Below are 15,642 nucleotides of genomic sequence, written 5' to 3' on the forward strand. Positions count from 1 at the left end.
AGGATGGGCAGTACCGCGGGATACGGGAAATCCGATCAAGATGAGCAGCGTAGCCAATACTGACGAACCCGTCGCCGCGAGCGCCCATAGCCACGGGCACAGCGCATCGACGCTGACCCTTGCGGTCGGCGCCGTCGGCGTCGTGTTCGGTGACATCGGCACCAGCCCGCTTTACGCCTTCCGCGAGACCTTCGCCGCGCACCACGGCACAATCGGGATCACGCCCGATGCCGAGCATATCCACGGTGTGCTGAGCCTCGTGTTCTGGTCGATGATGATGGTGGTGACGGTCAAATATGTCCTCACCATTATGCGCGCCGACAACAAGGGCGAAGGCGGCAGCCTTGCCTTGCTCGCGCTGATCCGGCGCGCTTCGGACAATCGCCGGTGGACGGCGCCGCTGATCCTGCTGGGCGTGTTCGCCACCGCGCTGTTCTACGGCGACAGCATGATCACTCCGGCGATCTCGGTTCTGTCCGCGACCGAGGGTCTGCAATACATCGTCCCCGGCTTCAAACCGTGGATCGTGCCGACGGCGGTGGCGATCCTGTTTGGCCTGTTCGCGATCCAGTCGCGCGGGTCGGGCAAGGTCGGCAAGCTGTTCGGCCCGATCATGCTGACCTATTTCGGGATGCTGGCGACGCTGGGTGTGATGCACCTCAGCGCCAATCCCGCGATCATTCTGGAAACGATCAACCCCATCAACGCGCTGCGGTTTTTCCAGTCTGATGGCTTTACCGCCTTCATCGCTCTGGGCAGCGTGGTGCTGGCGGTGACCGGTGCCGAGGCGCTTTACGCTGACATGGGCCATTTCGGACGCAAGCCGATCGGGCTGTCGTGGCTGACTTTCGTGTTTCCGGCGCTGATGCTCAATTACATGGGGCAGGGCGCGATGATCCTATCGGCAAGTTCGCCCGCGGCTGCGGCTGCGCTCGTCAAGGATCCGTTCTTCCTGATGATCCCTGACCTTGTTCGCGTGCCAGTGATCATCCTCGCGCTGCTCGCCACGATTATTGCCAGCCAGGCGGTGATTTCGGGGGCCTTCAGCCTGACCCAGCAAGCGATCCAGCTCGGCTTCATCCCGCGTATGGAAATCCGCCACACCAGCGCATCGGCTGCGGGGCAAATCTACATCCCGACAATCAACTGGGGTCTGATGGTGATGGTGATCCTGCTGGTGCTGTTCTTCCAGTCATCGACCAATCTTGCCGCGGCCTATGGCATCGCAGTGACCGGGGCGATGTTCATCGACACGCTGCTGCTGGCGGCCGTCCTGTTCTCGCTGTGGCGCTGGCCGGTATGGAAGGCGCTTCCGCTGGTCGCTGCGTTCCTGATCGTCGACATTGCCTATTTCGGTGCGAACCTGATCAAGGTGCCGCAGGGCGGCTGGGTGCCGCTGCTGATCGGCTTCGTGATCTTCACTCTGCTCACCACCTGGTCGCGCGGACGCGAGCTGATGCGGGCGAGCATGTCCGAAAGCGCGCTGCCGATCGAGATTTTCGCCAAGAGCGCGCAGAACAGCGCCACCCGCGTGCCGGGAACGGCCGTGTTCATGGCCTCGACAAACACCGGCGTGCCATCGGCGCTGCTGCACAATATCAAGCACAACAAGGTGCTGCACGAACGCATCCTCATCCTGACCGTGGCGGTGCAGGATGTGCCCTATCTCGAATCGATCGAACGCTATTCGTGCAAGGATCTGGGCAACGGCTTCTACCGGGTCACGATCCGCTGTGGCTTCCTTGAAGAAACCGATGTGCCCGCGCTGCTGCGCACGCTCGACCTGTGCGGCGCGCCGTTCGACATGATGCACACCAGCTTCTTCCTGTCCCGGCAAACGCTGCTCGCATCAGCCAAGCCGGGCATGGCGATCTGGCGCGAGAAGCTGTTCGCCTGGATGCTGCGCAACGCGGCGAGCGCGATGGAATTCTTCCGGCTGCCCACCAACCGCGTGGTTGAGCTGGGGAGTCAGGTGGAAATCTGACCTTGCGGGCGCTCGCTCTCGCCCTTGGGCCGCTGTGCCTGATGGTAGCAGCGTGTGCGCCAGAGGCAGCTGGCGAAGCGCAGGTATCCGGCAAGGAGCAGGCAGCGATGACGAACCCGGTCTTTCATTTCGAAATTCCCGTCACCGACATGGACCGGGCCATTGCTTTCTACGAAGACGTATTTGGCTACCGGCTGACCCGCGAAGAGGTCGATGGCTATGACATGGCGTTCTTCCCGCGTGCGGGCGATGCGCCGGGCGCAAGCGGAGCCTTGGCCAAGGGCGACGTCTATCGCCCGTCGCATGATGGGCCAGTGATCTACTTCGACGTGCCCGATATCGACGCTGTACTCGCGCGGGCGGAGGCACGCGGAGCGAAGGTGCTCTATGCCAAGAAGGATATTGGCGAGGCGGGCTTCGTTGCGGAAATCGAGGATAGCGAGGGCAACCGGATTGCCCTGTCACAAGTGAAGCCCTGATCAGCCCCCCGTCGGCGGCTCGTCCTTCAGCGGCTCGTCACGGTCCTCGAAGCTCAGCCCGTGCTTCAGCAGCATCGGAATCTGGCTGAAGGTGAACAGGAAGGTCAGCGGCAGGAACACCCACAGCTTGGCCCACAGCCAACCTTCGAAATCCATCTGCGCGCGCAGGACTTCATTGAGCCCCGCCAGCACCAGGAAGAACACCCCCCAGTTGCGCGAAAGCTTGAGCCAGCCTTCGTCCGACAGGCCCTCGAAGGCGGCTTCGAGCAGGATCTTGAGCATCGCTCGCCCGGCAACATACCCGGCCAGCAGCACCGCGCCGAAAGTCGCATAGATAATCGTCGGCTTGATCTGCACGAAAGTGGGATCGCCGAAGAAGATCGTCAGACTGCCAAAGCCAACGATCAGCGCGGTCGAAAACCACAACATCGGCGACACCTTGCCCAGCCGCCATTTCGAGACCAGCAGCGCGATAACGGCGGCGACCATGAACGCGCCCGTGCCGTTGATGATCGCGCCGAGTTCGCCCGCTGCACTCACCTTGTCGGGCGCGCTCCAGCGATAGACGCCGAGGAACACCACCAGCGGGCCGTAATCGACCGCGACGTTGAGCCAGCTCGACGCGGCCTTCTTGGTTTCATTGTCGCTCATCACGCCACTCCGGCAATCACGCGGGCGACCAGATCGGGGTCGAACGGGCGCAGGTCTTCCATCTTCTCGCCGACGCCGATGGCGTGGATGGGGAGGCCATATTGCTCCGCCGCCGCGACCAGCACGCCGCCGCGTGCGGTGCCATCGAGCTTGGTCATGATCAGGCCGGTCACGCCCGCGACTTCTTTGAACACGTCAATCTGGGCGAGCGCGTTCTGGCCATTGGTCGCATCCAGCACCAGCACCACATCATGCGGCGCTTCGGGGTTGATCCGGCCGAGGACGCGGCGGATTTTCGCCAGCTCCTCCATCAGCTCCTTCTTGTTCTGGAGGCGCCCGGCGGTGTCGACGATCAGCGCGTCGATCCCGGTGTCGGTCGCCTGTTTGACCGCGTCGAACACAATCGCCGCCGGATCGCCGCCCTCGGGCCCGCGCACCAGATCTACGCCGATGCGGCCCGCCCAAGTCGCTAATTGGCCGATGGCCGCCGCGCGGAAGGTGTCACCCGCTGCCAGCAACACGCCGTAGTCATCCTCCTGAAACAGGTGGGCGAGTTTGGCGATGGTGGTGGTCTTGCCGCTGCCGTTCACGCCGATCACAAGGATTACCTGCGGGCGCGGGAAGGCGGTGATTTCGAGCGGCTTGGCGACGGGGCGCAGGATCGCTGCGATCTCTTCGGCCACGGCTTCCTTCAGCTCGCGAGTGGTGATCTCCAGCCCGAAGCGCTTGTCGGACAAGCGCGCCCGGATGCGGGCCGCCGCGGCCGGGCCGAGGTCGGACATGATCAGCGCATCCTCGACCTCGTCGAGCGTGGCGTCGTCAAGCTTCGCGCTCCCGCCCACCCCGGCAAGGTTGGCAGTCAGGCGCTCCGATGTCTTGGCGAAGCCGCCGAACAGGCGCTGGCTCCAGCTGGTTTCACTCATCCGAGCAGGCCCTCCCTGACCTCGCGCACATTCACTTCGATGATGTCGCCCGCTGCTGTCCCGTCAGGCAGCGCGACGCGGGCATAGTTGGGGGCATAGCCCGTGCCGTCGCGTTCGGCGAGGACGGGGAGCGTTTCGCCCACAAGGCTGTCGAGCCAGACCGCACGGCGCGCGGCGGCGCGGGCGCGCAGGTCAGCAGCGCGGCTTTTCACCACCTCGCGCGGTACCTGCGGCATCCGCGCGGCCGGGGTGCCGGGGCGGGGCGAGAAGGGGAAGATGTGGGCATGGACGATGTCGAGCTCGTCGATGATGCCGAGGTTGTCAGCATGGTGCGCTTGAGTCTCGGTCGGAAAGCCGGCGATCAGGTCAGCGCCGACGGCGATGTCTGGCCGGATCGCCTTGAGGCGCTGAACCAGTTCCACCGCATCGCGGCGCAGATGACGGCGCTTCATGCGCTTGAGGATCAGGTCGGCGCCGTGCTGCAAGCTGAGGTGCAGGTGCGGCATCACCCGGGGTTCGTGGGCGAGCAGGTCGAACAGCCCCGCATCAATCTCGATCCCGTCCACCGAGGACAGGCGCAGGCGGGGGAGGCGAGGGAAAGCTGCAAGAATCGCTGCGACCAGCGTGCCAAGGCGCGGCTCGCTCGGCAGATCATGCCCCCACGAGGTCAGATCGACCCCGGTGAGCACCACCTCCTTGGCTCCGGCTGCCAGATGTTCTTCGACCTCGCGCAGCACGTCCCCCACGCTCAACGAACGGCTCACCCCGCGCCCCTGCGGTATTACGCAGAAGGTGCAGGCATGGTCGCAGCCGTTCTGCACCGCCACAAAAGCGCGGGTGCGCGCCGGGGCGATCGGAGGGGCATCGGCGGCGACATTCCACGCCCTCGGATCGAGCTTGGCCGCGTTCGCCACCAGCCCATCAACCTCAACCATCGCGCCAATGGCGTCACGATCGATCTCCGCTGCGCAGCCCGTCACCACCAGCCGCGCGGTCGGATGGTCACGCCGCGCGCGGCGGATAGCCTTGCGGGTCTGGCTGAGCGCCTCACCCGTCACCGCGCAGGAATTGACCACCACCAGATCGGTTTCGCCCGCGAGCATTGCGCGCATCCGCTCGCTCTCGGCGATGTTCATGCGGCAGCCGAGCGAGATAATCTGCGGAGCGTTCAAGCTCCGGCTCCCGCGGCGTAATCATCCCAATTGAAGGTGCCGCGATAGCTTTCGGCCGCAGGGCCGCTCATCAGGATCGAGCCGCCCGGCTGCCATGCGATCACAAGGTCGCCGCCCGGCAGTGTCACGCGCACCGGGCTCGCCACCAAGCCGCGCCGGATCGCTGCGACCGCTGTCGCGCAGGCCCCGGTGCCGCAAGCGCGGGTCAACCCGGCGCCGCGTTCCCACACCCGCAGCTTGAGGTGATCCGGCCCGGCAAGGCTCGCGACATTGACGTTCACCCGCTCGGGAAACAGCGGATCATGCTCGATCACCGGCCCCAGAGTTTCCAGCGGCACGGCATCGGCCTCATCGACGAGGAAAATCGCGTGCGGATTGCCGACATTGACCGCCATCGGCCCTTCAAGGCTGTCCCACCCGACCGGCATCGTGAAGGTGTCCATCGGAAAGGCGAGCGGGATCGCGTCCCATTCAAAGCGCGGCGCGCCCATGTCGACCCGTGCGCCGCCGCCCAGCGGTTCGAGCGCAATCGGCCCGCCGCCAGTCTCGATCACTGCGGGTTCGCCATGCAGGAGTGCCACGGCCCGCGCGGCATTGCCGCAGGCCTCGACCTCGCTGCCATCGGAATTGAAGATCCGCATCCGAAACGCCTGTGTCTCGCTCGGCTCCAGTAGCACCAGCTGATCGAAGCCGATCCCGGTGCGCCGGTCACCCAGCGCGCGCGCAATATGCGGCGTCATCTGCGGCAGCGGCGTCAGCCGCGCGTCGAGCACGACGAAGTCGTTGCCCAGCCCGTGCATCTTGATGAAGGCAATCGTCTGCGTCACGGCTGCGCATCTATGCACGCAGGCCGTCCGCGTCCAGTCCTGCCCGCGGGCAGGGGGCGCAATCTCAGGGTCGGGCGATGCGGTAGAGGGTTGGGCCGTCTTCGGTGCCGGTGCGTGGCAGCGACGGTGCTTGGCCGGAAACGCCAGTCAGCTTGCCCGCCGCTTTCAGCCGCGCGCGCACGGCTTCGGCATCTTCGGGCAGGCCATAGAGATAGCCCTGCGCCTTCAGCCGACCCATTGATTTCAGCGCCTGAAGGATTTGTTCGTCCTCGACACCTTCCGCCGTCAGCGGCAGATCAAGCCCGCGGCCGAGCGAGATGATCGCTTCGACAATCCGTGAGCGGCTGCCCGGTTCGCGCAATTCGCTGACAAAGCTGCGGTCGATCTTGATCCGGTCGAACGGCAGATTGCGCAGCTGTTCAAGGCTGGAATAGCCGGTGCCGAAATCGTCGAGGCTGATCTGCACGCCCTGATTGCGCAGGCTCATGATCATCGAGCGCACCAGACCGATGTTCTCGTGCAGGCAGCTTTCGGTGATCTCGATTTCGAGCCGCTGCGGGGGGAAACCTGTGGCGACCAGCTTTTTCAGCAGTCGCTGCGCAAACCACGGATCGCGCAGCTGCACCGGCGAGATGTTGATCGACAGGGTCAGGCTGTCATCCCATTCGCGCGCATCGGCGAAGGCCTGTTCCATCAGGCGTTCGGACATTTCGTTGATGAGGCCGATTTCCTCGGCGATCGGCACGAAAATGTCGGGGCTGATCACGCCAAGCTGCGGGGAGCGCCAGCGCGCGAGCATCTCGAACCCGACCAGCGCGCCGCTTTCGACATCGACCTGCTGTTCGTAGTACGGCACGAATTCGCCGCGCGCGAGGCCCCGGCGGATGCCGGTTTCGAGCTGGTTGCGGAAGCGCATCTCGCTTTCCATGCTCGGCTCGAACCAGAAGTAGCGGTTCCGGCCCTGCTTCTTGGCATGGTAAAGCGCCATGTCGGCGCGCTGCATCAGCGTGCCGGCATCAACCACGAGGCCGATTGTGCCATCCGCATCATGATCGGCGGACAGCCCGACCGACAAGGTCAGCTCAACCGTGATCGTCGGCAGGCGGAAGGGCTGGGCCAGGCTTTCGAACAGGCGGATGACCAGATCATCGACCCGGTCGGCGTGACCTGCGGGGTAGGGCATCACAAAGGCGAATTCGTCCCCGCCAAGTCGCGACAGGCGCGCGTCACGCGGGAGTATGGCGCGCACCCGCTCGGCCAACATCACCAGCACCGCATCGCCCACCGGATGACCGTGCATGTCATTGATCTGCTTGAAGTTGTCGAGATCCATCATGCAATAGGCGACAGCTTCACCGCGAACGGCCGCGCGCGACCGCAGCTCCTCGGTCGCTTCGAGCATACTGCGGCGGTTGAGGCACTGGGTCAGCGGATCGGTGGCCGCCAGCATTTGCGCGCGGGCTTCGGCCCTGCGGCGCTCTTCGATTTCGCGGGTGAGTTCGCGGTAACGCCGCCAGCCGAAGATGATCAGCGCGATGTTCAGCAGCAGGGCGTTGACCAACAGAACATCCGGACGCGCACCATTGCCAAACAGGGCGTCCATGACTTTGGGCAGCACCGTGCCGCCGGTTCCCACCAGCATGATGATGGCCGCCACGGCAATTCCCAACGCGATGATATCGCGCTCAGCCGTTTGCAGTGGGTTGTGGGGCTCGTGATCTTTCAAAATCGTTGCCTTAATCGTCCCGCGCATGTCGCTTGGCAGGTACGCCAGCGGTGCCTTCGCCCGATTCATCGCAGATTGCGCTAAAGAACGGGTTAACTTGCACACTGTGGATACTGGCTTGGCGAGGTGGGGGTGTGCGGGCTACGTGGGCGCAGTTCAAGCAAGGGAGCGCGCTGCCAACATGGCCTATTGGCTGATGAAATCCGAACCGTTCAAGTACAGCTGGGACGATCTTGTCGCCGAGGGCGAGGGGACGTGGGATGGCGTGCGCAACTATCAGGCGCGCAACAATCTGGCCGCGATGCAGGTTGGCGACGAGGCGTTCTTCTACCACTCGCGCGAAGGACTGGAGGTGGTGGGCATCTGCACCATAAGCGTCGCGGGGATCACCGATCCGACGGACGAGACCGGCAAATGGGCGGCGGTGAAGGTGAAGGCGAAGGAAAAGCTCACCCGGCCCGTCACGCTCGTGGAAATCAAGGCTGAGCCGCGCCTCGCCGAGATGCAGCTGATCCGCCAGTCGCGCCTGTCGGTGTGCGGCGTGACCCCGGCCGAATGGCAGGTGATTTGCGAGATGGCGAAGGGCTAAGCTGCGGATCCAATCGGGCTGCCGCGCCCGTGCCACGACTTGCCCCGGTTGCCGGAACGAACATCTCTGGGAACCGTAGATCTCTTGAAAAGCCAATAAAGTCATTGGCTTAACCTAGGAGACTATCATGGGTGAATTCACTGACAAGGCGAAGGGTACGGCCAAGGAAATCATTGGCGAAGCCAAGCAGCATTCGAGCAATCCCGAGACCCGCGCCGAAGGCAAGGCCCAGAAGCTTGAAGGCAAGGCCGACAAGGTCAAGGGCTCGATCAAGGGCGCACTCGGCGACAAGATCTGACCTCGCGTCAGCGCTGACACGCAGGAAAGGCCGCTCCGTTCGGGGCGGCCTTTTCGTGTCAGGCGGTGGCTTTGGCGCGCGCGCGCAGGCCGGTGATGGTCGCACCGCTGGCGGCGATCCGGTTGAGATCGGTCACGGCGTGGATCATGCGGATGCCGCTGCGGGCCTTCGCATCATCCAGCGCGGCGATGAAGTCCGCAGTCGTTTCAACCCGCGTGCTCCACGCGCCATAGGCTGCGCCCAGCATCGCGAAATCGGGATTCGAAAGCTGAGTCGCCGACACGCGGCCGGGATATTCGCGCTCCTGATGCATCCGGATCGTGCCGTAGGCGCCGTTATCGACCACCACCACGATCATGTTCGCGCCGTATTGCGCAGCGGTGGCGAGTTCCTGGCCGTTCATCATGAAATCGCCGTCGCCTGCGACGGCGACCACGGTGCGGTCGGGGAAGCGCAAAGCGGCAGCCACGGCGGCAGGCACGCCGTAACCCATCGCGCCGCAGGTCGGGGCGAGCTGGCCCGGATAGGCAGCATAGCGCCAGTAGCGGTGCCACCACCCGGCAAAATTGCCGGCACCGTTGCAGATGATCGTGTCCGCCGGAAGCGCGGCGCGCATCGCCGCGACGCAGGCGGCCAGATCAATGGTCGCATCGGAGGGTTGCGGCGTCGACCAGTCGAGCCAGTCCGCGTGAGCCTCTGCCCCGGCGTCGAAGGGGATCACCGCTGCATCTTCCCACAGCGCCGCACACTCGGCGAATTCATCCATCGAACAGCATAGCGCGAGATCGGTGCGATAGACCCGGCCCAACTCCTCCGGGTCGGGGTGGATGTGGACCAGCAGTTGGCCGGGATGCTCGAGCGTGGGGACCTCATAGCCATCGGTGGTCGCCTCCCCCAGCCGCGCGCCGACGGCAATGATGAGGTCGGCGTTTTTGACCCGCTCGACCAGCTTGGGGCCGGGGCCGTAGCCCAGGTTCCCGGCATAGACCGGGCTATCGGGCGCAATAGCGTCCTGACGGCGGAAGGCCGTCGCCACGGGAAGCCCGATGCGTTCGGCGAATTGCTGGAAATACACCCGCGCCTTGGCGTTCCAGCCCGCACCGCCTATGATCGCGATCGGGCTCGCGGCGTCTGCGATCATGTCGAACAGCGCCTGCATCGCATCGGGGCAGGCAGCCTGCGCGGTGCGGGTGACGAAGGGGCGGGGCTGGAGGCTGGCAGGCACCTGCTCCACCAGCATATCCTCGGGCAGAGCGAGCACCACCGGGCCGGGCCGTCCATTGATCGCGACCGAATAGGCGCGGGCGATATATTCGGGTATGCGCGCCGGATCATCGATCCGCGCGGCCCATTTGCAGATCGGCGCAAAGAAGGCGGTAAAGTCGACCTCCTGAAAGCCTTCGCGCCCCTGCATTCCGCGCGCGACATCGCCGACGAACAGGATCATCGGCTGCGAATCCTGATGCGCCACATGGACGCCGATGCTGGCATTGGTCGCGCCCGGACCGCGAGTGACGAACGCGACGCCGGGGCGACCTGATCCTGCCGCGTTCATCGTGCCATCGGCGCAGGCCATAAAGGTGACCCCGCCTTCCTGACGGCAGGTGACAACGTCGATCTCGGGCCAGTCGGGCAGGGCATCCAGCACCGCGAGAAAGCTTTCGCCCGGCACGGTGAAGATCCGCTCGCAGCCCTGCACGGCAAGGCAATCGACCAGCAGGGCAGCCGCGCTTCTGGTGGCAGCGGCGTGCGTGGAATCAGGCATCGAATAGTCTCCCGTCGTCTTTTGCGGCCTCTACCGGCGTGGGCGGAGCGGTGCAAATCCGCCGACCCCGGAATGCCCCCGTCACAGCCTGTCCCAGCTTGCGACAGCTTCGTCGCAAACCGTTTCCAATGGTTAAGAAAGTCTTAAAGCTGGCCTTCCTGCCACGGGAGAGTCGTACATGCGCCGCAGCCTGGTTCTCACTGACGAGACCGCCCGCCACTGGTTCCGGGCGAGCCTGCCGCCGCATGTGAAGCGCGATCTGATCCCGATCCCGGCCGAGGCCTTGTGGCGGTTGACCCTTGCCGATGTGCGCGGCGTCGCCAGCACGTACGTGGCCATGACGCTCGCAATTTTCGCCTTCATTATCTGACGGCGTCACCTTCTGCGTCACGCAGCGCTTCGGTGGCGTGCAGCTTGCGCGCAAGCTGGGCCGAGAACACGCACAGGATCAGGCTCAGCAACAGCTGTTCTTCAAGCGGAATGCCGAAGAACCCCAGCGCACCGGCAACGCCTGCGCCGATCACCATGAAGATCGAGGAAATGAAGTTGTTGGCCGCGACCGAGCGCGAGGCCTCCGACTTGTCGACCCGCGTGGTGAGGAAGGCGTAAAGCGGCACCACGAACATCCCGCCTGCCACCGCAATCAGCAGCAGATTGAAGGTCAGCACCAGCGCCAGCGGCTGAGCGAGGAATTCCCACACGGTGAAGAGTTCGCCTTGCGGCTGAAGGTTCCACATCCGGCACACACCGTAAAAGGCGATCAAGAGCACGCCCAGCACCAGCACCGAGCGCGCGGAGTAGCGGGCCGAGATGTCGCCTTTCAGCAGGGCATTGATCGACACCGAGCCGATGGCAATCCCGGCCGAGAACGCCACCAGAAGCACGGCTGCGACCTGCTTGTCCGCCAGCAGCACGTTCTTGGCTAGCGGGATAAATTGTACCGAAAGGATCGCGGCAATCGCCCAGAAGTAGCTGATCGCCAGCACCGAATAGCGCAGTTCCAGATTGCCCATCGAAAAGGCGATAAGATCGCGCGAGGCGCGGATCGGGTTCCAGTCGACTGTGTTTTCGTCGCTCTGGGCAGGCGCGGGCGGCACCCAGCGGCAGGTGACATAGCCGATCACCGCAATCACGATCACGCCAACAATCGAATACATGATCGGCATCGCGCCGCCCAGCATCATGCCGACGAGGATCGCGACGTAAGTGCCGGCCTCCACCAGACCGGTGCCAGCCAGCACCTCATCCTTGTGGAGGTGCTGCGGCAGGATCGCGTATTTGATCGGACCGAAGAAGGTTGAGTGCACCCCCATCGCAAACAACGCGACGAACATCAGCGGAATTGCGAGGCTTTCGATCTGCATTCCGCGCGATGCCAGTAGCAGACCTGTGGCGCCGACGCTCATGATGAGGATTTCGGCAAACTTGATCCAGCGGATGATCTTGGTCTTGTCGCGCATATCGGCGAGCTGGCCCGCGGTGGCCGAGAACAGCACGAAGGGCAGCACGAATAGCGCGGTGGCAACGCCGCTGATCAGCGTCTCCATCTCGGGCGAATCGTAGACCTGATAGACCACGAACAGCACCATCGCGTTCTTGTAGAGATTGTCGTTCAGCGCGTTGAGCAACTGGGTCAGGAACAGCGGCAGAAATCGCCGCTGGCGCATCAGGTGTGTCGATGTGGTCATGCGATGGTTACGCTGGCGCTTCCTTGTGAGTTACCGCGACATAGCGGGCGTGCAGGCTTTCACAAGAGCGCAAGGGGAGCGCGTCCCTGACTGCATCAATGTGGGGGAAGTCGGGACGAGGGGTTTTGCAGCAGGTCGTGCCGCGCTAGAGCGGGGATCAGTCATGTCGAGCCTTCCCAATATCCTCACGCTCTCGCGCATCTTTGCGGTGCCGCTGCTGGCGTTCTTCCTGTGGTGGCCGGAATGGCGGCTGGGCTATCTGATCGGCTTCGGGCTGTACTGCATCATTGCGCTGACCGATTATCTCGATGGCTACCTCGCCCGCGCGCAGGGCACGGTGTCGAAGATGGGCACCTTCCTCGATCCGATTGCGGACAAGATCATGGTGGCCGCAGTCATTCTGGTGCTGACGGCGCAAGGCTATCTGCGCGGGCCCTATGCGGGTGATGTCCATGTGATCGCCGGGCTGATCATTCTGATCCGCGAGATTGCCGTCTCGGGCCTGCGCGAATTTCTGGGCGGGCTTCAGGTCTCGATGCCGGTGTCGAAGCTCGCCAAGTGGAAGACGACATTCCAGCTTGTCTCATTGGGCGCGCTGATCCTGGGCGGCGCGGTGCATGGGCAGCCGTGTCAGTCGGTGTTTGAAGGCTGCGGCACGATCGCCGAAAGCTGGGTGCATCTGATCGGGCTGGTCAGTCTGTGGACTGCCGCAGTGCTGACATGCGTGACAGGGTGGGATTACCTGCGGGTCGGCCTCAAGCATATGGATTAATTCGATTGATTCTGTCTGGCGCAGCTGCCGGATATTGGGTTACAACCGTCTCATGGGATCGGATACAACGCGCTTACCGGGCGCATATGTCGGACAATTGGCGGACCATGCGCGCAAGCTCCAGAGCGAGGCGCGCAATGCGATCGCGCAAGGGGATTACGCCCGCGCGGCGGCGCTGATCGGCGATGCCGAACTGCTGGCCGAGGATGTCCACGATCTGGTTGACGCTATCGAAGTCCGACAGGCCGACCGGCTGCTGGGGCTGACCGTGCAAGCGGCCGAGACAGAGGCCAAGGCGCAGCCACGGCGGCAGCGATTCGCTTTGCCTGCACGGCGGGTGCGGGTGGCGCTGGGCGCCAGCCTCGCCATGAGCCTCGCGCTGGTGGAGTGCTGACCGCAGCCGGCGGCTAGCCAGCGCGCAGTTCCTCGGCCAGCAGTTGGAAATCGCTCTCGCGCGGGGAGTTCTTGCGCCAGGCGAGCACGATCTCGCGTTTGGCGGTGGGGCTGTCGACGGGCCGTGCGACCACTTGCGTTCCGGCGAGAATGCCCGCCTTCAGCGCCATCTCCGGTAACATGGTCAAACCGAGGTCGTTGTCGACCAGTTGTACGAGCGTGTGCAGGCTTGTGCCGATCATGGCCGCGCTCGCGCGCAGTTCGGCGCGGTTGCAGGCGGCTAGCGCGTGATCGCGGAGGCAATGCCCGTCTTCCAGCAGCAGGAGGCGGCCCTGGTCGATCATGTCCGGCTTGATACTGGCAGGCGGATCGCGCGGGTCGTCCTTCGGAAAGGCGATGAACAGGCGGTCGTCGGAAATATGGGCAATCGCCGCATCGCCGGTGTCGAAGGGCAGGGCAAGCAACACGCAATCGACCCGCCCATGATTGAGCGATTCGAGCGCGTCGTGACTCGTCTCTTCGCGCAACAGCAGCTTGAGGTCGGGCCGCTCGCGCTTGAGGCGCGGGAGCATCCGGGGCAGCAGGAAAGGCGCGATGGTCGGGATCACGCTCATGCGCAACTCGCCCGAGAGCGGCTTGCCCGAGGCCTGCACCAGATCGGCCAGTTCCTCGGCTTCGCGCAGCAGGCGGTTGGCCTTGGCGACCACCTGTTCGCCCAGCGCGGTAAAGCGCACCACGCGGCGCGAGCGTTCGACCAGTGTCACGCCCAGCAGCGATTCCAGCTCGCGCAGGCCCGCCGACAGCGTCGACTGCGACACGAAGCTGGCATCGGCGGCTTTGCCGAAATGTCCGTGTTCGTGAAGCGCTACGAGATATTGCAGCTGCTTGATGGTGGGCAGGTAGGTGGACACTGGCGCGGGTTACTCCGCCGCCAGCGTATCGGGATCGGCTGCGTGCTCAGCGGCAGGCTCTGGTTCTGTGGCCACGACGATCACATCGTCGATATGCGTCATCTTCAGCTTGCCGCGCTCCACGGCGAAGGCGAGCTTGCCTTCGACCAGATCGAGCGCGTCCTTGCCGAACACCTCGAACCGCCAGCCTTGTAGCACCGGCAGATCGCGCGCGCCGGCGGCCAGCGCCTCCATCTCGTCAGCGCGGGTAAGCAGGCGCGGGGCGACATCGATTTCGCGGGCACGAATTTTCAGCAGCAGCTTGAGCAGATCGGCCACCAACGCGCCTTCCTTGCCCAGCGGGGCGCCCTGCTTGATCTTCTCGGGCATCTCGTCCTTGGGCAGGGGTTCGGCGTCGGCGAGGATCTTCATCAACCGCTTGCCGATGTCATTGTCGCGCCATGCTGCCGAAAGGCCGCGCACCTTGGCCAGATCGGCCTGCGTCTTGGGCGGGTGGCTGGCGATGTCGGCCAGCGTTTCGTCACGCATGATCCGCCCGCGGGGAATGTTCTTGTGCTGCGCTTCGCTCTCGCGCCATCCGGCGAGCGCCTTCATCCGGCCGAGCACCAGCGGATTGCGGCCCGGCTGGCGGATGCGCTTCCACGCCTGACCCGGATCGGTGATGTAGTTCGACGGATCGGCGAGCTTTTCCATCTCGGCGTCCAGCCACAGCCCGCGCCCGGTCTTGATCAGCTTTTTCAGAATGCGCGGGAAGATCGTGGCGAGGTGCGTCACGTCGCCGATGGCATATTCGATCTGACGGTCGCTGAGCGGGCGGCGGCTCCAATCGGTAAAGCGCGCACCCTTGTCGATGGTGAGGCCCATCCAGGTTTCGACCAGATTGGCATAGCCGATCTGTTCCGACTGGCTGATTGCCATCATCGCAATCTGGGTGTCGAAGATCGGATGCGGGGTCCGCTGCGTCAGGTTGACGATGATTTCGACATCCTGCGACCCGGCGTGGAAGACCTTGAGCACGTCTTCATTGTCGCACATCAGATCGAGCAGCGGCTTCAGATCAATGCCCGGCGCCATCGGATCGATCGCGGCGGCTTCTTCGGTGTTGGCGATCTGCACCAGGCACAGTTCGGGCCAATAGGTGTTCTCGCGCATGAATTCGGTGTCGACCGCGACAAATTCGGACTTGGCGAGACGGTCGCAGAGGTCGGAGAGGGCCTCGGTGGTGGTAATCAGCGGATGGATTTTCATGTCATCTTTTCGCGGTTAGCGAGCGGAGTGCCGCCCTCGGGGTCGTGCCCCATCACATTGGACGCTGCCAAAGCCGCAGCGCGCTTACTCTGATACAGTCAAAATGGAAAAGAGTTTAGAGGCGGGGCCGTGATGCCCACAGATCACGGCGGGCGCGGCTGGCCTGGTGTGCTTGTGCATCCCCCACTGGATTTGTGCCGCCCGCTCGCTTAGAGG

16 protein-coding genes are annotated in these 15,642 nt (G+C 64.2%); 7 read left to right on the forward strand and 9 right to left on the reverse strand.

The window, feature by feature from the left end; genetic code table 11:
* Positions 1–40: 40 nt before the first annotated feature.
* A complete protein-coding gene (locus GVM20_RS02780) occupies positions 41–1,984 on the forward strand; it encodes a potassium transporter Kup (RefSeq protein ID WP_166545759.1) in 1,944 nt (647 codons plus the stop codon).
* Between the two features lie 107 nt (positions 1,985–2,091).
* A complete protein-coding gene (locus tag GVM20_RS02785; protein WP_166545760.1) occupies positions 2,092–2,463 on the forward strand; it encodes a VOC family protein in 372 nt (123 codons plus the stop codon).
* On the opposite strand, the gene GVM20_RS02790 is transcribed toward GVM20_RS02785, so the two are convergent.
* From GVM20_RS02790 to GVM20_RS02810, 5 genes are all read right to left on the reverse strand, one after another.
* Positions 2,464–3,114 carry an inner membrane-spanning protein YciB gene (locus GVM20_RS02790; protein WP_166545761.1) on the reverse strand — a complete coding sequence of 217 codons (651 nt, stop codon included), beginning with the start codon at positions 3,112–3,114 and terminating at the stop codon, positions 2,464–2,466.
* Positions 3,114–4,037: a signal recognition particle-docking protein FtsY gene (ftsY, locus tag GVM20_RS02795; RefSeq protein ID WP_166545762.1), complete on the reverse strand. Its 924-nt coding sequence runs from the start codon at positions 4,035–4,037 to the stop codon at positions 3,114–3,116. The genes GVM20_RS02790 and ftsY overlap by 1 nt, the downstream gene beginning before the upstream one ends.
* A complete protein-coding gene (locus tag GVM20_RS02800; RefSeq protein ID WP_166545763.1) occupies positions 4,034–5,209 on the reverse strand; it encodes a MiaB/RimO family radical SAM methylthiotransferase in 1,176 nt (391 codons plus the stop codon). Before GVM20_RS02800 ends, ftsY begins: the two co-directional genes overlap by 4 nt.
* Complete coding sequence (dapF, locus tag GVM20_RS02805; protein ID WP_199799432.1) at positions 5,206–6,009, reverse strand: diaminopimelate epimerase; 804 nt, start codon at positions 6,007–6,009, stop codon at positions 5,206–5,208. The genes GVM20_RS02800 and dapF overlap by 4 nt, the downstream gene beginning before the upstream one ends.
* A 91-nt stretch (positions 6,010–6,100) precedes the next feature.
* The gene (locus GVM20_RS02810) at positions 6,101–7,693 is read right to left on the reverse strand and encodes a putative bifunctional diguanylate cyclase/phosphodiesterase (RefSeq protein ID WP_353653094.1); all 1,593 of its coding nucleotides are present in this window, start codon (positions 7,691–7,693) and stop codon (positions 6,101–6,103) included.
* A gap of 250 nt (positions 7,694–7,943) precedes the next feature.
* On the opposite strand from GVM20_RS02810, the gene GVM20_RS02815 reads away from it, so the two are divergent.
* Together GVM20_RS02815 and GVM20_RS02820 are read left to right on the forward strand one after the other, a co-directional pair.
* Positions 7,944–8,351, forward strand: coding sequence for an EVE domain-containing protein (locus GVM20_RS02815; protein ID WP_166545766.1), 408 nt, complete (start codon positions 7,944–7,946; stop codon positions 8,349–8,351).
* A 127-nt stretch (positions 8,352–8,478) separates the two neighbouring features.
* The gene (locus GVM20_RS02820; protein ID WP_166545767.1) at positions 8,479–8,649 is read left to right on the forward strand and encodes a CsbD family protein; all 171 of its coding nucleotides are present in this window, start codon (positions 8,479–8,481) and stop codon (positions 8,647–8,649) included.
* A gap of 58 nt (positions 8,650–8,707) precedes the next feature.
* Here the strand turns inward: GVM20_RS02820 and GVM20_RS02825 are convergent, their stop codons facing one another.
* The gene (locus tag GVM20_RS02825) at positions 8,708–10,414 is read right to left on the reverse strand and encodes a thiamine pyrophosphate-binding protein (RefSeq protein WP_166545768.1); all 1,707 of its coding nucleotides are present in this window, start codon (positions 10,412–10,414) and stop codon (positions 8,708–8,710) included.
* 178 nt (positions 10,415–10,592) lie between these two features.
* Here GVM20_RS02825 and GVM20_RS02830 point away from each other — a divergent pair, with 178 nt between their 5' ends.
* Positions 10,593–10,784, forward strand: coding sequence for a hypothetical protein (locus GVM20_RS02830; RefSeq protein ID WP_166545769.1), 192 nt, complete (start codon positions 10,593–10,595; stop codon positions 10,782–10,784).
* On the opposite strand, the gene GVM20_RS02835 is transcribed toward GVM20_RS02830, so the two are convergent.
* Positions 10,777–12,102, reverse strand: a complete 1,326-nt coding sequence (locus GVM20_RS02835; protein ID WP_166545770.1) for an MFS transporter — start codon at positions 12,100–12,102, stop codon at positions 10,777–10,779. The two genes, GVM20_RS02830 and GVM20_RS02835, sit on opposite strands and share 8 nt — an antisense overlap.
* 163 nt (positions 12,103–12,265) lie before the next feature.
* On the opposite strand from GVM20_RS02835, the gene pgsA reads away from it, so the two are divergent.
* Positions 12,266–12,874, forward strand: coding sequence for a CDP-diacylglycerol--glycerol-3-phosphate 3-phosphatidyltransferase (gene pgsA / locus GVM20_RS02840; protein ID WP_166545771.1), 609 nt, complete (start codon positions 12,266–12,268; stop codon positions 12,872–12,874).
* Positions 12,875–12,926: 52 nt separating this feature from the next.
* Positions 12,927–13,268: a hypothetical protein gene (locus GVM20_RS02845; protein WP_166545772.1), complete on the forward strand. Its 342-nt coding sequence runs from the start codon at positions 12,927–12,929 to the stop codon at positions 13,266–13,268.
* A gap of 13 nt (positions 13,269–13,281) precedes the next feature.
* Here GVM20_RS02845 and GVM20_RS02850 read toward each other — a convergent pair whose 3' ends face one another.
* Entirely contained in the window at positions 13,282–14,178 is an 897-nt protein-coding gene (locus GVM20_RS02850; protein WP_160760693.1) for a hydrogen peroxide-inducible genes activator, read from the reverse strand.
* A gap of 9 nt (positions 14,179–14,187) precedes the next feature.
* Positions 14,188–15,426: a ribonuclease D gene (gene rnd / locus GVM20_RS02855; protein ID WP_166545773.1), complete on the reverse strand. Its 1,239-nt coding sequence runs from the start codon at positions 15,424–15,426 to the stop codon at positions 14,188–14,190.
* Positions 15,427–15,642: the final 216 nt, after the last annotated feature.

Source organism: Porphyrobacter sp. SLTP (assembly GCF_009905735.1).
GTDB lineage: Bacteria > Pseudomonadota > Alphaproteobacteria > Sphingomonadales > Sphingomonadaceae > Erythrobacter.